General features: G+C 72.2%; 19 protein-coding genes. 11 read left to right on the top strand and 8 right to left on the bottom strand.

Features of this window, described 5'->3' with window-relative positions; genetic code table 11:
• Positions 1-78: 78 nt before the first annotated feature.
• Positions 79-921, bottom strand: a complete 843-nt coding sequence (locus Actob_RS27990) for a phosphotransferase (protein ID WP_284914823.1) — start codon at positions 919-921, stop codon at positions 79-81.
• Positions 918-1826: an alpha/beta hydrolase gene (locus Actob_RS27985; protein WP_284914822.1), complete on the bottom strand. Its 909-nt coding sequence runs from the start codon at positions 1824-1826 to the stop codon at positions 918-920. The genes Actob_RS27990 and Actob_RS27985 overlap by 4 nt, the downstream gene beginning before the upstream one ends.
• 81 nt (positions 1827-1907) lie before the next feature.
• On the opposite strand from Actob_RS27985, the gene Actob_RS27980 reads away from it, so the two are divergent.
• Entirely contained in the window at positions 1908-2450 is a 543-nt protein-coding gene (locus Actob_RS27980; protein WP_284914821.1) for a GtrA family protein, read from the top strand.
• A 60-nt stretch (positions 2451-2510) separates the two neighbouring features.
• Here Actob_RS27980 and Actob_RS27975 read toward each other — a convergent pair whose 3' ends face one another.
• Both Actob_RS27975 and Actob_RS27970 read right to left on the bottom strand, forming a co-directional pair.
• On the bottom strand, positions 2511-4235 hold the full coding sequence (locus Actob_RS27975; RefSeq protein WP_284914820.1) for a HAMP domain-containing sensor histidine kinase: 1725 nt from the start codon (positions 4233-4235) through the stop codon (positions 2511-2513).
• Positions 4232-4936 (bottom strand): response regulator transcription factor, encoded by a 705-nt coding sequence (locus tag Actob_RS27970; RefSeq protein ID WP_284914819.1) that lies wholly within the window; start codon positions 4934-4936, stop codon positions 4232-4234. The genes Actob_RS27975 and Actob_RS27970 overlap by 4 nt, the downstream gene beginning before the upstream one ends.
• 226 nt (positions 4937-5162) lie before the next feature.
• Here Actob_RS27970 and Actob_RS27965 point away from each other — a divergent pair, with 226 nt between their 5' ends.
• Positions 5163-5672 (top strand): GNAT family N-acetyltransferase, encoded by a 510-nt coding sequence (locus tag Actob_RS27965; protein ID WP_284914818.1) that lies wholly within the window; start codon positions 5163-5165, stop codon positions 5670-5672.
• Between the two features lie 10 nt (positions 5673-5682).
• On the opposite strand, the gene Actob_RS27960 is transcribed toward Actob_RS27965, so the two are convergent.
• Together Actob_RS27960 and Actob_RS27955 are read right to left on the bottom strand one after the other, a co-directional pair.
• A complete protein-coding gene (locus Actob_RS27960) occupies positions 5683-7167 on the bottom strand; it encodes an ANTAR domain-containing protein (RefSeq protein WP_284914817.1) in 1485 nt (494 codons plus the stop codon).
• On the bottom strand, positions 7154-7513 hold the full coding sequence (locus Actob_RS27955; protein ID WP_284914816.1) for an STAS domain-containing protein: 360 nt from the start codon (positions 7511-7513) through the stop codon (positions 7154-7156). Before Actob_RS27955 ends, Actob_RS27960 begins: the two co-directional genes overlap by 14 nt.
• 378 nt (positions 7514-7891) lie before the next feature.
• Between Actob_RS27955 and Actob_RS27950 the strand changes: the two genes are divergently transcribed.
• Positions 7892-8659, top strand: a complete 768-nt coding sequence (locus Actob_RS27950) for a hypothetical protein (RefSeq protein WP_284914815.1) — start codon at positions 7892-7894, stop codon at positions 8657-8659.
• 93 nt (positions 8660-8752) lie between these two features.
• On the opposite strand, the gene Actob_RS27945 is transcribed toward Actob_RS27950, so the two are convergent.
• Positions 8753-9538: a carbon-nitrogen hydrolase family protein gene (locus tag Actob_RS27945; protein WP_284914814.1), complete on the bottom strand. Its 786-nt coding sequence runs from the start codon at positions 9536-9538 to the stop codon at positions 8753-8755.
• Positions 9539-9935: 397 nt separating this feature from the next.
• Here Actob_RS27945 and ileS point away from each other — a divergent pair, with 397 nt between their 5' ends.
• Positions 9936-13031 (top strand): isoleucine--tRNA ligase, encoded by a 3096-nt coding sequence (gene ileS, locus Actob_RS27940; RefSeq protein WP_284914813.1) that lies wholly within the window; start codon positions 9936-9938, stop codon positions 13029-13031.
• Positions 13032-13057: 26 nt separating this feature from the next.
• Here ileS and Actob_RS27935 read toward each other — a convergent pair whose 3' ends face one another.
• Positions 13058-13483 (bottom strand): MarR family winged helix-turn-helix transcriptional regulator, encoded by a 426-nt coding sequence (locus Actob_RS27935; RefSeq protein ID WP_284914812.1) that lies wholly within the window; start codon positions 13481-13483, stop codon positions 13058-13060.
• 49 nt (positions 13484-13532) lie between these two features.
• On the opposite strand from Actob_RS27935, the gene Actob_RS27930 reads away from it, so the two are divergent.
• From Actob_RS27930 to Actob_RS27900, 7 genes are all read left to right on the top strand, one after another.
• A complete protein-coding gene (locus Actob_RS27930) occupies positions 13533-13922 on the top strand; it encodes a PPOX class F420-dependent oxidoreductase (RefSeq protein WP_284914811.1) in 390 nt (129 codons plus the stop codon).
• Between the two features lie 294 nt (positions 13923-14216).
• Positions 14217-15218 (top strand): NAD(P)H-dependent glycerol-3-phosphate dehydrogenase, encoded by a 1002-nt coding sequence (locus tag Actob_RS27925; protein ID WP_284914810.1) that lies wholly within the window; start codon positions 14217-14219, stop codon positions 15216-15218.
• A 111-nt stretch (positions 15219-15329) separates the two neighbouring features.
• Positions 15330-15527, top strand: coding sequence for a hypothetical protein (locus tag Actob_RS27920; protein ID WP_284914809.1), 198 nt, complete (start codon positions 15330-15332; stop codon positions 15525-15527).
• A 359-nt stretch (positions 15528-15886) separates the two neighbouring features.
• The gene (locus tag Actob_RS27915) at positions 15887-16885 is read left to right on the top strand and encodes an ABC transporter substrate-binding protein (RefSeq protein ID WP_284914808.1); all 999 of its coding nucleotides are present in this window, start codon (positions 15887-15889) and stop codon (positions 16883-16885) included.
• A 4-nt stretch (positions 16886-16889) separates the two neighbouring features.
• A complete protein-coding gene (locus Actob_RS27910) occupies positions 16890-17678 on the top strand; it encodes a class I SAM-dependent methyltransferase (RefSeq protein WP_284914807.1) in 789 nt (262 codons plus the stop codon).
• Positions 17675-18421 carry an ABC transporter permease gene (locus Actob_RS27905; RefSeq protein ID WP_284914806.1) on the top strand — a complete coding sequence of 249 codons (747 nt, stop codon included), beginning with the start codon at positions 17675-17677 and terminating at the stop codon, positions 18419-18421. Before Actob_RS27910 ends, Actob_RS27905 begins: the two co-directional genes overlap by 4 nt.
• Positions 18418-19164 (top strand): ABC transporter ATP-binding protein, encoded by a 747-nt coding sequence (locus tag Actob_RS27900; protein ID WP_284914805.1) that lies wholly within the window; start codon positions 18418-18420, stop codon positions 19162-19164. The genes Actob_RS27905 and Actob_RS27900 overlap by 4 nt, the downstream gene beginning before the upstream one ends.
• The last annotated feature ends 144 nt before the right edge of the window (positions 19165-19308 follow it).

The raw sequence follows: 19308 nt of genomic DNA, 5'->3' as shown, positions 1-19308 counted from the left end.
GACGGTCCAGCCCAAGATCATCGGTCGCCCCGGGTGCTGCTCGTCCCGGTACGACCGAAACGTCCCGGCCCGGCCCCGCTATCCGTCGAGCAGGCGGCGCAGGGTGCTGCGGCCGAGGCGGGCCATCACCGGGTTGGTCCGGTCGTAGTACCACACCAGGCCGATGGCCTGCTGGAACGCCCAGGCCCGGCCCCGCTCCCAGTCGAGCTCGCCACACCTGAGCTCGGTACGCAGCACCTCCCGGGCGGCCGCGTCGAACAGGTGCCAGGCGCAGACCAGGTCCAGGGCCGGATCCGAGGGGCCGAAGCCGCCGACGTCCAGCACCCCGGCGAGCCGGTCGCCGTCGGCGAGCAGATTGCCGGGGATCAGGTCGCGGTGACACATCGCGTCCGGCGCCTCGCGGGGCAGTTCCCGCAGCCGGGCCCAGAGAAGGCGGAGCCGCGGGACGTCGAGCAGGCCCTCGCTGCGCCGGAAGCAGTCGGCCAGATAGTCGTCGTGGTCGGGCAGGTGCCCGCCCCGGCCCCGGCCGCCGAACGTCCGCCCGCGCGTGTCCAGGGCCCGCACGCCACCGATGAACTCGGCCAGGTCGCGCGCCAGCTCCTCGCTCGCCGCGTGCGACGTCTCGCTGGTGACGGTGCCCGGCAGCCAGGTCTGCACGGCCCACTGCCGGGGGAAGCCGGGGCCCGGCTCGCCGAGCGCGACCGGCTCCGGGGTGGCGAAGCGGGTCGCGCCGAACAGCTCCCGGGCGGCCGCGGCCTCGGCGGCCAGATCCTCGTCCCGCTGCGGGAAACGCGCCGACAGCCGGTCGCCGAGCCGGAAGACGGCGTTGACGGTGCCGTGCGTGCCGACCCGCTCGATCGGCAGGTCACGCCACCGCGGGAACTGGGCGTCGATCAGGGCGCGGGCGAGCGCCGGGTTCATCGCAGCACGCCGTACCGCCGGGCGGCGGTCGGGTCGCGGCGGGCGGCCTCGGCGAGGTCGTCGGCCATCATCACCCGCACGGCGGTCGACGCCGACGGACCGAAGGCGTCCAGGTGCGGCGGATCACCCGGTTTGCCGGCCGTCTGCCAGTCGCGCCAGGCCTGCTCCAGCTCGCGATCCCGTGCGCTCGGCGGCGTCAGCGCCCCGGCCACGAAGGCGAACGCCGCGCGCAGCGACGCGGTCGCCTCGGGGCCGAGATGGTCGCCGTCGCGCACCAGGTGGTAGTCGTGCGCGATGTCCAGGTCCCAGAGCAGGCGGTGCAGCTGCTCGGTGCCGTCGTGCATGTTGAACACGTCCCGGTCGCCGCAGCGCAGCATGATCGGCAGGCCGCCGGCCCGGATCGCGTCGGCGTTGGCGCGCAGCCGCCGCGGGACGTCCTCGTCGGTCTCCTCGGCGAGCTGGGCCAGCACGCTGAGGGTGTTGCGGGCGCGCGGCTCGCCCTCCGGGATCAGCGCCGGGGAGATCGCCGCGACCGCGCTGTACCGCCGGGGGTCGGCGAACGCGATCCGCAGCGCCCCGAACCCGCCCATCGAGCTACCCAGCAGCGCGATCCGAGTGACGTTGAACTCAGCCGGCAGCTCGTCGGCGACCACCCGCTCCCACGGACCGAGGTAGAAACCGCCGACGGTGGGCGTGGAGACACACGCGATCAGCGCGCGCGGCAGGTCGATCCCCTCGGCGATCGGCTGCATCATGGCGAGCACCTCGGCCGACGAATTCGCCCCGTGCAACACCTGGACCAGCGGTAACGCCTCCTCCGGCGACCAGTCCGGCGGGGTGAGCACGGTGTAGGGCAGGTCGCTGCCGATGATCTTGCTGGCCAGGGTGCGGTGGTTCAGGCGCATGTCCCGGAGCCTCCCAGCCGCCCATGATCGGCCGCCACCGCTTTACGGCAGCGCTCAGAAAACCCCTCTAGACTCGCGCGAATGTGGCTGAACCGGCTGTGGCGCAAACACCATGAAGCGGCGAAGTTCCTGGTCGTCGGCGGCATCTGTTTCGTCGCCACCACCGCCCTGAACTATCTGCTCAAACTCACCGTGCTGCACGACAAGCCGGTCACCGCGCTGGCCTTCGCCACCGTGGTCGCCACGATCCTGTCCTATGTGCTGAACCGGGAGTGGTCGTTCCGTACCCGCGGCGGCCGTGAGCAGCATCACGAGGCGGCGCTGTTCTTCGCGGTCAGCGCGATCGGCATCGGTCTCAACGTGCTGCCGCTCGCCGTCTCCCGCTACCTGCTGGACCTGCGGGTCCCGGACGTCAGCCGCCCGGTCCAGGAGATCGCCGACTTCGTCAGCGGCATCATCCTGGGCACCCTGATCGCCATGGTGTTCCGGCTGTGGGCGTTCAAGCGTTTCGTCTTCCCGCAGGCCGAGGCCCGCGCCCACCGCTCCGTTCCCGGTCCGCGCAGCAGGCTGACGCGCCACGAGCCGCGTCCGGTCGCCGCCGACAGGACCACATCCCGTCGCTAGGCTCCGGGTCCGCGGCACGTCCGGTCAGATCCGCTTCCGGTACGCCGGAGCGCGGCCGCCTTACCGCATCCGGGCGGGCAGCCGGACCGTGAACGTCGACCCGAGCCCCGGCGCGCTGCTCGCGGTGATCGTCCCGCCGTGATCCTCGGCGATCCGCCGGGAGATGGTCAGTCCCAGCCCGGACCCGCCGGTCGCCCGGTGCCGGGCCGGGTCCGCCCGCCAGAACCTGTCGAACACCCGGGCCACCTCCTCGGCGCTCATCCCGACCCCGGTGTCGCGTACGGTCAGGATCGCCGTCAGCTCGTCCCGGCTCACCCGCACCTCGACCTGCCCACCGGCGTCGGTGTACCGGATGGCGTTGCTGAGCAGGTTCCCGAGCACCTGGCGCAGCCGGTCCGGATCCGCCTGCACCTCGACCGGCTCCGGCGCGTCGACCAGCAGGCGCAGGCCGGCGTTCGTGGCCACCGCCCGGTGCGCGGTCACCGCCGACCCGGCCAGCTCCGCCAGGTCCAGCGGTGCGATGGCGTACGCCAGGTCCCCGTTCTCGGCGAGCGCCAGCACCTGCAGGTCGTCGAGGATCCGGCGTTGCAGCAGCGTCTCCTCGTGCAGCGAGGCGAACAGCTCAGGCGTCGGCTCGACCACCCCGTCGGCCAGCCCCTCCAGGTAGCCGCGCAGGTTGGACAGCGGCGTGCGCAGCTCGTGGGCGACGTCGGCGACCAGCCGCCGCTGCCGTTCCTCACTGCGCTGCATCGCCTCGGCCATCGCGTTGAACGACGCGGTCAGGAACGCCAGCTCGTCCTTGCCGGAGGCGGGCACCCGGACGTCCAGCCGGCCCGCCGCGAGCTGCAGCGACGCCCCGGTGATCGCGCGCACCGGCCGGCTGATCCGGCGGGCGATCCAGGCGGTGCCGAGCGCCGCGGCCACCAGCAGCCCGGCGGCACCGAACAGCGCGGGGCGGCCCAGCCCGGCCAGACCCTGGTCGCGCCCGGCCCCGAAATAGATCCGCACCGGAATCGCCCCGGTGGTCGACACCGCCTCGGTGAAGGCCGGTCCGAGGCACTGCTCGAAGTCGCTCGGCGGATCGTCCCGGCACTGGGCGAACTGCTCCCACCACTGGTCGAGCCAGTCCGTGTCGTGGAGCACTTTCCGCTGGCCGGCCCGCACGCACTCGGGCGCCGCGGCGCGCTGCTCCGGCGTCAGGTAGGGCGCGGTCTCGGAGCCGAGCGTGGGCAGTGCGACGGCGTGTTCGCCGGCCGCGCAGCGCACCGCGACCAGTGCGGCCCGGTACTGCACCAGCTGGAAGTACGCCCTCTGCTCCGGGGTGCGCAGCCCGCTGCCGCCCGGCGTGGTGGCGAACAGGTCGGCCGGCAGCACGGGCCGCGCCGGGATCGGTGCGGCGACCGCGACAGTGCTCGCCGGCCGCGGCGTCCCGGCGTCCAGCACCGGGTACGGGTCGACGGGCGTGGACAGCCGCTGCACCGGCCCGACGACCTGGTCGCGCAGCACGTCCGAATCGGCAAGCGTGGCGCCCTCGGTCTCCACCCGGATGTGCAGGCCGGTGCGCTCGGACAGCTCCGCCACCACCGCGTCGACGCCGTTCCACCGCCCGTTGGTCACCCCGAACCGGCGGATCGCCCCGGCGATCTCCGCCTGGTGCCGGTCCCGGGCGGCGCTGAGCCGGGTCACCTCGCGGGAGGTGAGGCTGAGGGTGAGCCAGGCGGTCGCGCCGATCGCGGTGCCGGCCACCACCAGCACCAGCAGGAAGATCCGCAGGCGGAAACTCACCGCTCGCCCATCCGGTAGCCGCGCCCGTACACGGTCTGCACGTAGCGCGGCTCGGCCGGATCCATCTCGATCTTGCGGCGCAGGTTGACCACGTGCGCGTCGACGGTGCGCTCGGAGACGTCGTTCTCGAACCCGAACGTCTTGTCGATGATCTGCCCGCGGGTGAACACCCGGCCCGGCTCCCGGGCGAGCAGTTCCAGGATGGCGAACTCCTTGGCGGTCAGCCGCACCGCCCGCCCGCCCACCCGCACCTCGAACCGGGGCGCGTCCACCTCCAGGTCACCGACCCGCAGCACCTCGCGGTTCTCCCCGCCGCGGACCCGGCGCAGCAGGGCCCGGATCCGGGCGGTCAGCTCCCGCGGGCTGACCGGTTTGCTCAGGTAGTCGTCGGCGCCGATGTCCAGCCCGAGCAGCATGTCGTTCTCCGCGGACCGGGCGGTGACCAGCAGGATCGCCACCCCGGACAGTGCCGGGTCGGCCTCGGCGCGCAGGATCCGGCACACGTCCAGGCCGTCGACCAGGGGCATCATCACGTCCAGGACGAGCAGGTCGGGGCGGCGGGCGCGGGTCTGCTCCAGCGCCGCCCGGCCGTCACCGACGGTGAGCACCTGATGGCCTTCCCGCTCCAGGTAGAGCCGGATCAGCCGCACGTGCTTCGGATCGTCGTCGGCGACGAGGATGCGGGCGGTCACGGCTGGCATTCTGGCGCAGCGATGCCACCGCCTCAACGAATGTGCGATTCCTGTGAGGCCGGCCGAGCCGTCGTCACCTCGATGGGCGCCGCGGTTGCCCCGTCCGGCATGATCCTCGCATGCTGTCTCCCACCGGACCCCTCGGCCGGCTCGCCACCGCCGGCGGCATGCCGACCGCCCGGACGATCACCGACCGCCGTGGCCCGCTGGCCCGGCAGGCGAGCGCGGTCGCCCGATGACGTCCGTCGCGCTGCGGCCGATGACCGTCGCTGACTGGCCGGCGGTGCACGAGTTCGCGCAGCTCCTCGACGTGTGCCGGTACCAGGCGTGGGGACCGAACACGGCGCGGGAGACCGAGGCGTTCGTCAGTGCGGCAGCGGCGGCCTGGCAGCAGCCGGACCCGACCCGTTTCGTCTTCGCGATCGTCGCCGACGGCGTCGTCGCCGGCAGTGCCGAGCTGGGCCTGCGCGGCGAGCATCAGGCCGAGATCGGCTACTCGCTGCACCCGGGATTCTGGGGGCGCGGACTGGCCACCGCGGCGGCCCGGTGGATGGTGGGCGCGGCGTTCGGCGAGCACCGGCGACACCGGGTGTACGCCACCTGCGACCCGCGCAACGTCGCCTCCGCCCGGGTCCTCACCCGGATCGGCATGCGTCACGAGGGCCGGATGCGCGAGACCGAGCTGATCCGCGACGGCTGGCGGGACTCCGACCTGTACGCCGTCCTGACCCACGAGTGGGCATAGGGCCCGGTCCCTAGGCGGGCAGCTCGCCGGTTTCCGCGAGGTGCTGGGCGACGTCGGTGAGCTTGCGGTTGAGCCGCTGGGAGACGCGACGCAACCGGTCGAAGGCCTCCCCGGCGGACAGCCGCTCGCGTTCCATCAGGATCCCCTTGGCCTGCCCGATGACGTCGCGGGTGCTCAGGCCCCGATGCAACGCCGCCTCCCGGCGGTCGACCTCGTCGCGGCGCTGTGCCGTGGCGGCGGCCACCGACAGATAGGCGGCCAGGATGGACCCGAAGTCGTGGTCCTCCTCGCCGAACGGGCCGGGAGCCGAGGCGTACAGGGTGAAGGCGCCGAGCGCCGACCGATCGGGCGGCCGGTGGACGTAGAGACCGAACGAGAGAGCACTGCAGACGCCCAGCTCGACGGCGGTGGCGGCGAGCACCGGCCAGCGTTTCCCGGCGGACAGGTCGGGGACGTGGACCGGCTGCACGCCGGACATCGCCTCCACGGCCGGGCCGATGCCGGTGGCGAACTGCACGTCGTCGAGTTCGGCCGCGTCCGCGTCGCTGGTCACGGTGTCGACGACGCGGCCGTGCCGCACCAGCGTGATGCTGGCGTAGTCGCATCCCGCCACGGCCTCCACGGTGAACTTCAGCACCTGGGTGAGCGCGGCGGACAGGTCGTCGTTGTCCAGCAACTGCCGGGCCAGCGGGGCGAAGCTGGCCAGCAGCATCGGCCCGTACGTCTGCGGCCCCCACACCCGGGCCGCCTCGGCGCGGTCGTGCGCCGCCGCGCGCCGGCTCGCCGCGGCCCGCTGGCGCTGACCGGCCGCCCGCGCCTTCGCGTCCAGCGCCGGATCGTCGCCGGACCGTGCCGTCCGGGACTGCCGGCCGGCCGGGCCGAGCCGATCCAGCCGGTGCTCCCGATCCAGCAGGTCGTACTCCCGCTGATCGGCGAGGCGTTCGCGCTGCCCGGCGGCCTCCTCGCGCCGGTCCGCCAGGTCGTCGCGGGCGGCGGCCTGCACCTCGCGTTCGGCGGCGACGAAGTCACGCCGGTCCGCCAGCCAGGCGGACTCCTCGGCATCGGCGGTCACCGCCTGGTCGCGCGCGGTGGCGGCGCGCTCGGCACCGGCCAGGCGCAGGTCCGCGCGGGCCCGCACCCGGGCGGCCGCCTGCCGGGTCCGCTCCAGTTCCGCCTCCGCGCGCCGCACCGCCATCTCGGCCTGGCGCACCGCCGCCAGCGTCGCCGCCGCCTCGTCATCGTCGTCGCCCGGCTGGCCGGCGCTCGAGGCACGTGTCGCCCGGCCGGGTTCCCGCCGGTCCAGGGTCTGCTCGTGCCGGTCGTCGATCCGCTCCCGCTGGTCGGCGAGGGACTCGCGCTCGTCGGCCAGCCGTTCCCGCTCGTCGGCGAGCCGTTCGCGCTCGTCGGCGCTGGCCTCCCACAGGTCGGCTCGCCGGCGGCGTTCGTCCGGTGGAATGTCGTCGCGCCGGGCCACCGGTCCGTCAGGCTCGGTCACTGGCCTCCCTCACGCCATCGTCATCGTCCGTCCGACGTGCCAGCATCGGTGTCAGCTCCAGGATGTCGAAGATCTTGCGGGCGACACCATGCAGACCAGCTACCCACAATTGCTGATCGCGAGCGGTCAGAGCGTTCCAGAATCGGACGATGTCGCGGACGCAGTGGGCGTCCAGGAAACTCACCGCGGACAGGTCGAGCACGATGGTGCCGGCGGTACTCGACTCGGCGATGCTCATCAACCGCTGACCGAGGTCCGCTGTCGAGCCCCAGTCCAGCTCGCCCGCCAGGTGGATCACCTGGGGGTGCTGCGCGGAACTCCTGTCGGTCTCAGGGATCGCGGACACCAGCCATCTCCTCACGAAGCGTCGGCTGGGTCATCAACCTGCCCAGATTCTCCTCGGATCGTTGCCGCCCCGCAAGGATGTGCCCGTTTCGGCGACGCCAGGTCCGGTGTTGCCCGCCCGGTGTCGCCCGCCCGGTGTCGCCAAGGCTGGTCTCGCTCGGTCAGCGTCGCCGGCGCCGGTCCTGCTCGAGCGACTTGCCGAAGCCGCCCCCGGCCTGCCCTGCGACCGCGCGACCGAACTGGTCGTCGCCGAGCGGCCCCTCCGGCGGCCGGCACCGTAAGGTTGCGGGTCAGGGCGGCACGGCGGGAGGGGAGCGGTTTGTCCCGGTCGTTCATTCTTCTCAAACCCGACTGCTTGCGTACGGTCAGGAGCACCGCCGTGGAAGCCGCGGTGGCCGCCGAGGGACTGTCCGTGGTGTGCCGTCATCCGGTGGCCCTGACCCCCGCCGACGTCCGTTTCCTCTGGTCGGAGTACTCGGCGGACGGCCACGTCCTGATGCACGCCTTCCTCGACCGTTACCTGTGCACCGCCGGCTCCGAGGTCCTCGTGCTGCGCGGCCCGGACGCCTTCGAAGCCGCCCGCCGGATCAAGCGCGTCATCCGCTCCCGCTACGCGAACGGTCCCTTCGCCAACCTGGTGCACACCGCCGAACACCCCGGCGAACTCGCCCGCCAGGCCAACCACCTCCTCGGCCGCTGTCCCGAGTGCGCGGATCCGTTCGTCACGTCCGAGCCCCGCACCGGCCCGGCCCGCCCCGCCGGCCGCGACTTCCGCCGGGACGACGACCTGCCCGCCCTGGTGGAGGCCCTGTGGCCGGCGGTGCAGTCGGCCGACCCACCCGCGCCGGCCCCGCACCGCCTCGACCGTTCCCCGGCCGCCGCGGTGTACCTGGCCGCCGACCGCTCGCAGACCCTCGACTCCGCGGTGACGGCGCTGTGGTCGGCACTCCCCGGCATCCCCTTGGCCCACGCCGTGATGCTGGTCCTTTACACCGGCCGCGTCGGCGAGCACCCCATCGCCGTCGGCAGCCACGAGGCCATCTCCCGCACCCACCGAACCCTGCTGTCCCACGGCCTCACCGCCTGCGCCGTCGGCCCCTTCCCGGCCCTGACCCGGTTTCCTGGCCCCGGCCCCGCTCGGCCTTGACCCGCCTGTCCGGTCCCGGCTCGGCCGGCCCTGACCAGCCTGCCTGGTCCCGGCCCGGCCGGCCCTGATCAGACCGCCTGGCTCCGGCCCCGCTCAGCCGCGGTGATAGGCCAGGGACAGCACGTCCGCACGGCGCTGACCGAGATACCAGTCGCTGTTCTCCCTCAGGTCGACGGTGTGCCGCAGCAGGCCACGCTGCCCGGCGGGCAGTTCCGCGAGCACCTCGCCGCGTGGCGAGACCACCATGCTCGGACAGTGCTGGGCCGGACTGACGATGTTCGCCGACACCAGGAACCGCTGGTTCTCCGCCGCCCGGCTGATCAGATGGCTGCGCCACACCCCGGCCGGCTCCTGGGGATTGGCCGCGTTGGTCAGATACACCAGCAGCTCGGCCCCGGCCGCCGCGAGATGCTGCCACTGCTCCGGAAACCTGATCTCCCGGCACAGCTGCACCCCGGCGACGAACTCCGGCCCCGCCACCCCGCCCACCGCGAACGTCGGCAGGCCGTCACCCGCCACCAGCGGCCCCCGCTCGTTCATCGCCAGGTTGATCTTCCGATAGACCTGGTGTCCTCCGCCGGCCGCGAAGTAGAGCCCGGCGTTCGCCCAGCCGCCGTTTTCCGGCAGCAACGTCCCGCAGAACACGTGCACGCCGTGTCGCCGGGCGAGTTCCGCCACCTGCCCGATCGCGTCCGTCACCGCGGCCGGATCGAGCGTGCCGAGCGGCCCCAGGTCCTCGCCGTAGCCCGACAGCATCCCCTCCGGGAGCACCACCACGTCCCCGGCCCGGGCCTCGCCGACCACCTCCCGCACCGTGGCCAGGTTCGTCTCCACGTCCCACACCGCCGGCACCTGACCGACCAAGATCGACACTCGCATCCGCCCATCCTGACCGAGAATGACCGGCGCACCAATCCGGCGAGCCCCCGGCGCGTCATCGCACAGCCACCGGCCGCCGGGCTCGTCCGCCACGATCCGGTGGCGGCGAGCGGCCATCGGTCACCGGCCCGGGACGGGCGAGGAGGTGCGGAAACGTCAGTTCGGCTGTCATCGACGGCAACGTAGCGGGGGCCTCCGACAAAATCGGCCCGACGGTCGTACGAAAAGATTCGGCGTACTCGCCGGGCGGTGCGTGGACGACAGGTGCCGGCCGCGACGCGGTGTGCTGCGGGAGTCGGCCGCCGACGTGGTCGAGTGACGTACGTCGCGTTTCTGCCGGGCGACCGAGGTAAGTTCGCTGCCACGTCGCCGGGCGGCGCTGAGTAGGGTCGTCCGCATGTATCGTCCGGTCCCCGCCCAGGTTGATCTTCCGGCTCTCGACCACGCGATCCTGCGGTTCTGGCAGGAGCGCGACGTCTTCGGGCAGAGCCTGCGGCAGTCCGCGGGCCGCCCGGAGTGGGTGTTCTACGAGGGCCCGCCGACCGCCAACGGGATGCCCGGCGCGCACCACATCGAGGCGCGCGTGTTCAAGGACGTGTTCCCGCGATACCGGACGATGAAGGGTTACCACGTGGCCCGCAAGGCCGGGTGGGACTGCCACGGCCTGCCGGTCGAGCTGGCCGTGGAGAAAGAGCTGGGATTCACCGGCAAGCAGGACATCGAGGCGTTCGGCATCGCCGCGTTCAACGCGCGGTGCCGCGAGTCGGTGACCCGGCACACCGACGCGTTCACCGAGCTCACCCGGCGGATGGGCTACTGGGTCGACATGGACGACGCCTACCGCACGATGGACCCGGACTACATCGAGTCGGTGTGGTGGTCGCTCAAGCAGATCTTCGACAAGGGGCTGCTGGTCGAGGACTTCCGGGTGGCGCCGTGGTGCCCGCGCGACCAGACCACGCTCTCCGATCACGAGCTGGACCAGGGTTATGAGACCGACGTCGACCCGTCGGTCTACGTGCGGTTCCCGCTCACCTCGGGTCCGCTGGCCGGCGGCGCGTCGCTGCTGGTGTGGACGACGACACCGTGGACCCTGGTGTCCAACACCGCCGTCGCGGTGCACCCGTCGGTGACCTACGTCGTGGTCACCGACGGCAGGGAGCGCCTGGTGGTCGCCGAGCCGCTGATCCCCGAGGGCTGGACGCCGACCGGCGAGGAATTCCAGGGCAAGGAGCTGGAGCGGTGGACCTACCAGCCTCCGTTCCAGCTGGTCGACGTGCCGGACGCGCACCTGGTGATCCTGGCGACCTATGTGACGACCGACAGCGGGACCGGACTGGTGCACCAGGCGCCGGCGTTCGGCGCCGACGACCTGGCCAGCTGCCGGGCCTACGGGCTGCCGATGGTCAATCCGGTGCGGCGCGACGGCACGTTCGAGCCGGAGATCGAGCTGGTCGGCGGCATGTTCTTCCGTGAGGCGAACGGGCCGCTCGTCGAGGAGCTGCGGGAGAGCGGGCTGCTGTTCCGCCACGAGCCCTATGAGCACAAGTACCCGCACTGCTGGCGGTGTCACACCGCACTGATCTACTACGCCCAGCCGTCGTGGTACGTCCGCACCACAGCGGTGCGCGACGCCCTGCTCCGGGAGAACGAGCGGACCAACTGGCAGCCGGCGAACCTCAAGCACGGCCGCTACGGCGACTGGCTGACCAACAACGTCGACTGGGCGCTGTCGCGGAACCGCTACTGGGGCACGCCACTGCCGATCTGGCGCTGCGAGGCCGGCCATCTCACCTGCGTCGGGTCCCGGGAGGAGTTGTCCGGCCTGGCGGCTCGGGACCTGTCCGGCCTGGACCCGCACCGGCCGTTCATCGACGAGGTGACCTTCGCGTGCCCGGAGTGCCACTCGCCGGCCCGGCGCGTCCCCGAGGTGATCGACGCCTGGTACGACTCCGGTTCCATGCCGTTCGCCCAGTTCGGCTATCCCTACAAGAACCGTGAGCTGTTCGAGTCGCGCTTCCCGGCCCAGTTCATCTCGGAGGCGATCGACCAGACCCGCGGCTGGTTCTACACCCTGATGGCGGTCAGCACCCTGGTCTTCGACCGCTCGTCCTATGAGACGGTCGTCTGCCTCGGCCACATCCTCGCCGAGGACGGCCGCAAGATGTCCAAGCACTTCGGCAACATCCTCGAACCCATCCCGCTGATGGACCAGCACGGCGCCGACGCGGTCCGGTGGTTCATGGCCGCCGTCGGCTCACCGTGGTCGGCCCGGCGGGTCGGTCACGCGGCGTTGCAAGAGGTGGTTCGTAAGGTCCTGCTGACGTACTGGAACACCGTCGCGTTCCAGGCGCTCTACGGGCGTACCGCGAAGTGGACGCCGACCGAGGCGGACCCGGCGCCCGCCCAGCGATCCGCCCTGGACCGGTGGGTTCTCTCCGAGCTCCAGCAGCTCATCACGAGGGTTGACGCGGCCCTGGCCGCGTTCGACCCGCACGAGACCGGCAAGCTGATCGCCGCCTTCATCGACGATCTTTCCAATTGGTACGTGCGGCGCAGCCGTCGCCGGTTCTGGCGGGGTGACCCGGCCGCCCTCGCCACCCTCCACGAAGCGCTACGCACCGTGACTCTGCTCATGGCGCCGCTCACCCCGTTCGTCACCGAGCAGGTCTGGCAGGACCTCATCGTGCCCGTCGATCCGCGGGCGCCGCAGTCGGTGCACCTGGCCGCCTATCCCGAGCCGGATGCCGCGCTTGTCGACGAGCGGCTCTCCGCGCGGATGGCGGCCACCCGGCGGCTGGTCGAGCTGGGCCGCACCGCCCGCGCCGAGTCCGGTCTCAAGATCCGTCAGCCGCTGTCCCGCGCGCTGGTCTCCGGCGCGGCCGACCTGCCGCCCGAGCTGCTCGACGAGATCGCCGCGGAGCTGAACGTCAACGCGGTCGAGCCACTCGCCGGATCGCTCGTCGACACCACGGCCAAGGCCAACTTCCGCGCTCTGGGCAAGCGGTTCGGCAAGGCGGTCCAGCAGGTCGCGGCCGCCATCCAGGCCGCGGACGCCGCGGAGCTGAAAACCAGTCTGCGGACGACCGGAGCCGCCACGGTGACCGTCGGCGAGGAGCCGGTGATCCTCGCCGTGGACGAGGTGGTGATCACCGAGACGCCGCGGGAGGGCTGGGCGGTGGCCTCCGACGCCGGCGCGACGCTGGCGCTGGACCTGCACCTGACGCCGGAGCTGCGCCGTGCGGGCCTGGCCCGCGACGCGATCCGCCAGATCCAGGAGGCGCGCAAGTCGAGCGGCCTGGAGGTCGCCGACCGGATCCGGCTGCGTTTCAGTGCGGCGGGGGAGACCGGGTTGGCCCTGACCGAGCATGGTGAGTTGGTCGCTGACGAGGTGCTGGCCACCGACTTCGCCGCCGGTGAGCCGGAGTGGCCCGACCCGCGGGCCTTCACCGACGAGTCGATCGGGCTGACCTTCTGGATCACCCGCGCGTGAGGTCGTGTCCCCGATGCTCGCGGTGATCACTCGCGGGTGAGGTCGGCAATGGCGCGCTCGAGCAGTGACCGGAACTGATCGCGCTCCGTCTCGCTGAACGCGGCGGCCAGCCGGGTCTCGATCCGGCTGGCCGCCGCGTCGGCTCTCAGCAGCACGGCGTGACCGGCCGGAGTCACCCGGTTGACCACGAGTTTCTGGTGCATCGGGGACGGCTCGCGGGCGATCAGGCCTTTCGCCTCCAGGTTGGCCAGCACTGTCGACATGGTCTGCGGCGTCACCATCGACTCCCGCGCCAGCTGCGCCGCCGACATCCCCTCGGCCGACGCCAGCAGCAGCAGCGCCGCGTATTGCGGGACGGTCAGCTCGAACTCGCGCAAGGCCGCCGTCTTGCGCGCGATCAGCGCCTGCTCCGCCCGCTTGATCACAAGGCCGAGGCGATCACCGAGTTCCATGGGCAACAGTGTACTGCGGAGTGTCAGGGCTCTGTTATAAGGTCGAGCTATGAGTGTCATCCCGGACAGCCATGTCGATCTTCTTGAGCGCCCGCTCTTCGGCCACCTCGGTACCGTCCGCCCCGACGGGCAGCCCCAGGTCAACCCGATGTGGTTCAGCTACGACGGCACGTACCTCTACTTCACCAACACCACGATCCGCCGCAAATACCAGAACCTGCTAGCCGAGCCCCGGGTCAGCCTCTCGGTGAACGACCCGGACCAGCCCTACCGCTACCTCGAGGTCCGCGGCGTCCTGGAACGCGCCGACCCGGACCCGGGCGCCGAGTTCTTCGCCAAGCTGGCCGACCGCTACGGCATGCGGTTCGACGGCCCGCCGGGCGACGCCGAGCACCGCGTGGTGCTGGTCGTCCGCCCGACCGCCGTCAGCTTCCAATAGGTCCGCTCCCGCCGGCATCCCGCGGGACCGGACGACGTCCCGTGACGTGAGTCCGGTCCCGCGCCGGCAGCCGTGCGACGGTTCCGACCCGGGATTCGTCAGCGCGGTTCCGGCTGGCCGGCCTGGAGTCCGGTCCCGGCTCGCTGTCCGCGGGTCAGGAGCGGACGCCGACGGTCACGGGTGTGGCGATGGCGGGATCCTGGCGGGCTGCTCGTCGCGCGTGGACGGACCTAGGGGACGTCTGTGCGGCCGTATCCTCAAGGCGCGCCGAAGGCGCCGAGGAGGAGGGCGATCATGCGGATCACTGTGCTGGGCGCTGGTTCGTGGGGGACCACTGTCGCCTCCGTTCTCACCCGCCGCGACCACGAGTCGCTGATCTGGGCGCGCGGCTCCGAGACCGCGGACGAGATCAACGCCAAGCACAGCAACGGGCGCTACCTCCAGGGCTTCCCGCTCCCGCCCCGCCTGCGTGCCACCTCGGACCTCGCCGAGGCGGCCGGCCACGCGGAGTTGCTCGTCGTCGGCGTGCCGACCGGGGCGTTCCGCGCCACCCTGGAGCGCGTCAAGCCGGACCTGCACCCGTGGATCCCGGTGGTCAGCCTCAGCAAGGGGCTGGAACGGGACTCGCTGCTGCGGATGACCGAGGTGATCAAGGAGGTGCTGCCGGGGCATCCGGCGGCCGCGCTCACCGGCCCCAACCTGGCCAAGGAGATCATGGCGGGCATGGCGGCGGCCACCGTGATCGCCACCGAGGATCTGACCGTGGCCACCGAGATCCAGCGGGTGTTCCGGCGCGGCCTGCTGCGCGTCTACACCAACCACGACGTGATCGGCTGCGAGGTCGGCGGAGCGCTGAAGAACGTCGTGGCGATCGCCACCGGCATCGCCCAGGGCCTGGGCGTCGGCGACAACACCCGGGCCGGGGTGATCTCCCGCGGACTCGCCGAGCTCACCACGCTGGCTGTCGCGATGGGCGGCGAGCCGACCACCCTCGCCGGGCTGGCCGGGATGGGCGACCTGGTGGCGACGTGCATCAGCCCGCACAGCCGCAACCGGCACGTCGGCGAGCAGCTCGGCCGTGGCCGCGGCCTGGACGACATCCTCGCCGAGATGGGCCAGGTCGCCGAGGGCGTCAAGACGGTTCACGCCGCCGTCCGGCTGGCCGACCGCCACGGCCTGCCCATGCCGATCACCCGCACCATCCACCGCGTGATCACCGGCGACATCACCGCCGAGCGCGCCTATGCCGGCCTGCTGCGCTCCCACCCGGCCGGCCACGAATCCGAACCCGGCTGACCATCGGCGACCAGGGCGTGGTGTCGGCGTTACGGGTTTCACCCGGGGATTGGCTCCCTGGCCAGGCGGGTATTTGTGAAGCATTGTCCGGCCTGATGATGGAGTGTTCCGATGATTTTCGGCTTCATTCGACGTTTTGTGGTGATGGCGATCGCGGTGCCGCTGGCGGCTGCCGGGGCGCGCAAGCTCAGTGACCGCCTGGAATCGCGGCGGGGGACCACCCGGGCGAGCCGGGCGCTGCGCCAGGGCGCGGACATGCTGCAGGGCTTCCGGCCGCAGAAGAAGCGGCGGTTCTCCTTCGGCCGCTGAGCGCGATGACTCCGGCCGCTCAGCGGCGGCACGATCGCGGTCGCTGAGCGGCGGCACAACCGCCGTCGCTGGGCGGCGCCCGGATCGAGGTGCTGAGCGGGGTCCGCACTCCGCAGGTCGCTGCTCGCCATGCGGCTGACCCTGGGTGGCCCGGGGCGCGGCCGGCCGCATCCGCCGATCGCCGTGACGACTGTCGCGGCGATCGCTGCGCGGAACGCCGTGCAAAGAACGGCGCGCCTGCCGGGGCGTACGGAAATCGGGTGGGTCGTGGGCGACCGCGGATCTGAACTGATCGGTTAGGCTTCCGCACGGAAACGTATCGTTGTTGATCAATGTGTCACCGATGCGGGGGAAGTCCGATGAGGCGTATCTTTGCCACGCTCGCCGCCACCATGGCCATGACGTTGTCGCTCACCGCGTGTGGTGACGACGAGCAGCCGGACGGCGGCAGGCCGGCAGCTGACAGGGTCACCTATCTCACCGCCTTCGGCGCGGTGGGCCGTGACGCCTTCGCCTGGGTCGCCCAGGAGAAGGGGTATTTCCGGGACGCCGGGATCGACGTCACCATTCAGCTCGGCGCGGCGACCGGGGAGAACCTGAAGGTACTCGCGGCCGGGAAAGCGCAATTCGCCAATCTCGATCTGACCGGGGCCTGGATCCTGGCCGGAAAAGGCCAGTACCAGGACGTCCGCGCGATAGCCGCGATCCACCAGCAGACGCTGGTCTCGATCATTTCGCTGGCGGGTTCCGCCGTCGCCAAACCCACCGACCTGGAGGGGCACAAGCTGGGCGCCGCGACCGGTTCGGTGAACCAGTTGCTCTTCCCGGGCTACGCGAAACTCGCCGGGATCGACGCGAGCGAGGTGCAGTGGGTCAACGCGCCGCCGCCGCAGTTGCCGGCGCTGCTGGCCGGTGGGCGGGTGGACGCGCTGAGCACCTTCCTGATCGGGGCGAAGGGTCTGGAGAAGGCGGCCGGTGGCAAGAAGACCGTGGTCATGCCGTACAGCACCTACCTGCCGGAGCTGTACGGCAACGGGCTGATCGCGTCGGTGAGCATCACGCAGGGCAATCCGGACCTGGCCCGGCGGTTCCGCGACGCGGCGCTCAAGGGGCTGGCGTACACGATCGAGCACCCGCAGGAAGCCGCCGAGATCATGAAGAAGGCGCAGCCGGCGGCGGACGTGACCGCAGCGGTCGGGGAGATCACCCTGATGACGCCGTACGTGAAGACGTCCGGGGTGATCGACAAGCAGCGGGTCGGCACGGCGATCGCCACGCTGGAGAGGAACGGGCTGGTCCCGCCGGGCAGCCTGACCCCGGACGCGGTGGTCGACTTCTCGCTGGCGCCGGCGGGCTGAGCCGATGGCGACGCGGCGGGGGACGTACTCGTTCGACAACGACGATCCGATCGCGGCGCTGCGGCACCGGCTGCTCGCCGAGATCCTCGACCCGTTCACCGTCGAGCGGCTCGCGGCCCTCGGCGACCTCACCGGGCGGCGCTGCCTGGAGGTCGGCGCCGGCGGTGGCAGCATCGCGGCCTGGCTGGCCGAGCGGGCCGGGCCGGTGCTGGCCACCGACCTCAAGCCGCGGCACCTGCGGGCCGGGGCGGGCTATGACGTGCTGCGCCACGATCTGATCACCGAACCGGTCCCGGCACCGCCGTGGGACCTGATCCACGCGCGGCTGGTGCTGTCTCACCTGCCCAGCCGGGTGGAGGTGCTGGAACGGCTGGCGGCGTCCCTCGTACCGGAAGGGATCCTGCTCGTCGAGGAATGGGCCTCGGCGATCCGCGGGGTGGTGCTGGCCGCGCCCGACGAGGCCGCCGCCGAGCTGGTCGAACGCTACTACGACATCCTGGTGGGACGGCTGCTGCCGGGCAACGGCAACGATCCGGCGTGGGCCTGCCGGCTGCACGCCGCGATGCTGGCGGCCGGGCTCGTCGACGTGACCACCGAGGTCCGGGCCCGGTCCTGGCCGGGCGGCACCGCGGGGGCGCGGCTCATCGCGGTCAACGTCGAGCAGCAGCGGGCCGGTCTGCTCGGCGCCGGGCTCACCGAGCGCGACCTCGACCGGCTGTGCCGGCTCGCCGAGGACCCCCGGCTGGTGGTGCGGGGAATCCTCACCTACTCCACCGTCGGGCGACACCCGTGAGAGCCGCCCTGCCGATCGCCGGGGTGGTCGGCACGGTGGTGCTCTGGTGGGCGGCCACCGCGGTGTTCGGCATCCGGCAGATCATCCTGCCCGCGCCACCGGACATCGTGGCGGCCTTCCGTGCCCAGCCCGGCTACCTGATCCGCGAGACCGGTGCCACGGTGTCCGAGACCCTTGCCGGGTTCGGCATCGCGGTGGCGCTCGGCCTGCTGGTCGCGGTGCTGCTCACCGCGTGGCGGGCGCTGGAGCGGGCCGCTCTGCCGGTGCTGGTCGCGCTGAACTCGATACCGAAGGTGGCGCTCGCCCCGCTGCTCGTGGTGTGGCTGGGCTTCGGCGCCCGGCCGAAGATCGTGCTGGTGGTGCTGATCTGCGTCTTCCCGATCGTGGTGGCGACGATGGCCGGGCTCACCTCGACCCCGGCCGAGCTGGGCGAGCTGAGCCGGTCGCTGTCCGCGTCGCGCTGGCAGACGTACGTCAAGGTGCGCCTGCCGTGGGCGCTCCCGCAGGTGTTCACCGGCCTGAAGGTCGCCGTCACCCTGGCCGTGATCGGCGCGGTGGTCGCCGAGATCAACAACCCGAGCGGCGGGCTGGGCGCGGTGATCGTGCTGTCCGGGATGTCACTGGACACGCCGCTCGCGTTCGCCGCCATCACCCTGCTGGCGCTGCTCAGCACCGCTCTGTTCTACCTGGTGGTGGTGCTGGAACGCTGGCTGGTGCCGTGGGCGCGGGCGATCTCCGGATGATCGTGCTGGAGCGGGTGTCCCGGACGTTCACCACCCGTGCCGGCGAGGTGGCGGCGCTGCGCGACATCGACCTGACGATCGGCGAGAACCAATTCGTCGCCGTCATCGGGCGCTCCGGCTGCGGCAAGTCGACGCTGTTGCGCCTGATGGCCGGGCTGCTCGCGCCAACCGGTGGCCGCGTGACCATCGGCGGTACGCCGGTCCACCGCCCCCGCCGCGACGTGGTGCTGATGCATCAGCTGCCGGCGCTGCTGCCCTGGCGGACCGTGCTGGGCAACGTCATGCTGCCGGTGGAGATCCGGCGCCTGCCCCGGGCCGAGTACCGGGAGCGGGCGGCGGAACTGCTCGACGCGGTCGGCCTGGCCGGGTTCCACCGGCGGCATCCCCACGAGCTCTCCGGCGGCATGCAGCAGCGGGTCGCGCTCTGCCGGGCGCTGATCCAGCGGCCCCGGGTGCTGCTGATGGACGAGCCGTTCTCCGCCCTGGACGCGCTGACCCGCGAGGAACTGGCCGGGCAGCTGCAGGCGATGCACATGTCAGCGCCGGCCACCACGGTCTTCGTCACGCACTCGATCTCCGAGGCGGTGCTGCTGGCCGATCGTGTCGTGGTGCTCAGCGCCCGGCCGGGACAGGTCCGCCGGGTGCTCGACGTCGCGATTCCCCGGCCCCGCTCGTTCGGTCACAGCGCGCACGTGGCGGACGTGGCGAACTGCGTCGCGGCGCTGCACGACCTCCTCTGCTGACGGGCGTTCTTCCCGCCCGGCCGGGATGGCTGTCCCTGTGCCCGGGACATCCCCGCCGGACATGCTCTGCGCAAGACCTCAGAGATACCGGGGGGAGGAAAAGCCATGAAGAAGATCAACGTGCGTAAGGCCGGTGCCGTGCGC

It is taken from the genome of Actinoplanes oblitus (assembly GCF_030252345.1).
Classification (GTDB): Bacteria; Actinomycetota; Actinomycetes; order Mycobacteriales; family Micromonosporaceae; genus Actinoplanes; species Actinoplanes oblitus.
The sequence above is the reverse complement of the archived record's forward strand: the minus strand, read 5'-3'. Positions and strand labels throughout refer to the sequence as shown.

Excerpts from the sequence above, each read along its gene's own strand:
- Actob_RS27920 (WP_284914809.1), top strand. The coding sequence starts at position 15,330 with ATGATTTTCGGCTTCATTCGACGTTTTGTGGTGATGGCGATCGCGGTG.
- Actob_RS27970 (WP_284914819.1), bottom strand. The coding sequence starts at position 4,936 with ATGCCAGCCGTGACCGCCCGCATCCTCGTCGCCGACGACGATCCGAAG.
- Actob_RS27930 (WP_284914811.1), top strand. The coding sequence starts at position 13,533 with ATGAGTGTCATCCCGGACAGCCATGTCGATCTTCTTGAGCGCCCGCTC.
- Actob_RS27985 (WP_284914822.1), bottom strand. The coding sequence starts at position 1,826 with ATGCGCCTGAACCACCGCACCCTGGCCAGCAAGATCATCGGCAGCGAC.
- Actob_RS27900 (WP_284914805.1), top strand. The coding sequence starts at position 18,418 with ATGATCGTGCTGGAGCGGGTGTCCCGGACGTTCACCACCCGTGCCGGC.
- Actob_RS27910 (WP_284914807.1), top strand. The coding sequence starts at position 16,890 with ATGGCGACGCGGCGGGGGACGTACTCGTTCGACAACGACGATCCGATC.
- Actob_RS27915 (WP_284914808.1), top strand. The coding sequence starts at position 15,887 with ATGAGGCGTATCTTTGCCACGCTCGCCGCCACCATGGCCATGACGTTG.
- Actob_RS27935 (WP_284914812.1), bottom strand. The coding sequence starts at position 13,483 with ATGGAACTCGGTGATCGCCTCGGCCTTGTGATCAAGCGGGCGGAGCAG.
- Actob_RS27990 (WP_284914823.1), bottom strand. The coding sequence starts at position 921 with ATGAACCCGGCGCTCGCCCGCGCCCTGATCGACGCCCAGTTCCCGCGG.
- Actob_RS27965 (WP_284914818.1), top strand. The coding sequence starts at position 5,163 with ATGACGTCCGTCGCGCTGCGGCCGATGACCGTCGCTGACTGGCCGGCG.
- Actob_RS27945 (WP_284914814.1), bottom strand. The coding sequence starts at position 9,538 with ATGCGAGTGTCGATCTTGGTCGGTCAGGTGCCGGCGGTGTGGGACGTG.
- Actob_RS27980 (WP_284914821.1), top strand. The coding sequence starts at position 1,908 with ATGTGGCTGAACCGGCTGTGGCGCAAACACCATGAAGCGGCGAAGTTC.
- ileS (WP_284914813.1), top strand. The coding sequence starts at position 9,936 with ATGTATCGTCCGGTCCCCGCCCAGGTTGATCTTCCGGCTCTCGACCAC.
- Actob_RS27925 (WP_284914810.1), top strand. The coding sequence starts at position 14,217 with ATGCGGATCACTGTGCTGGGCGCTGGTTCGTGGGGGACCACTGTCGCC.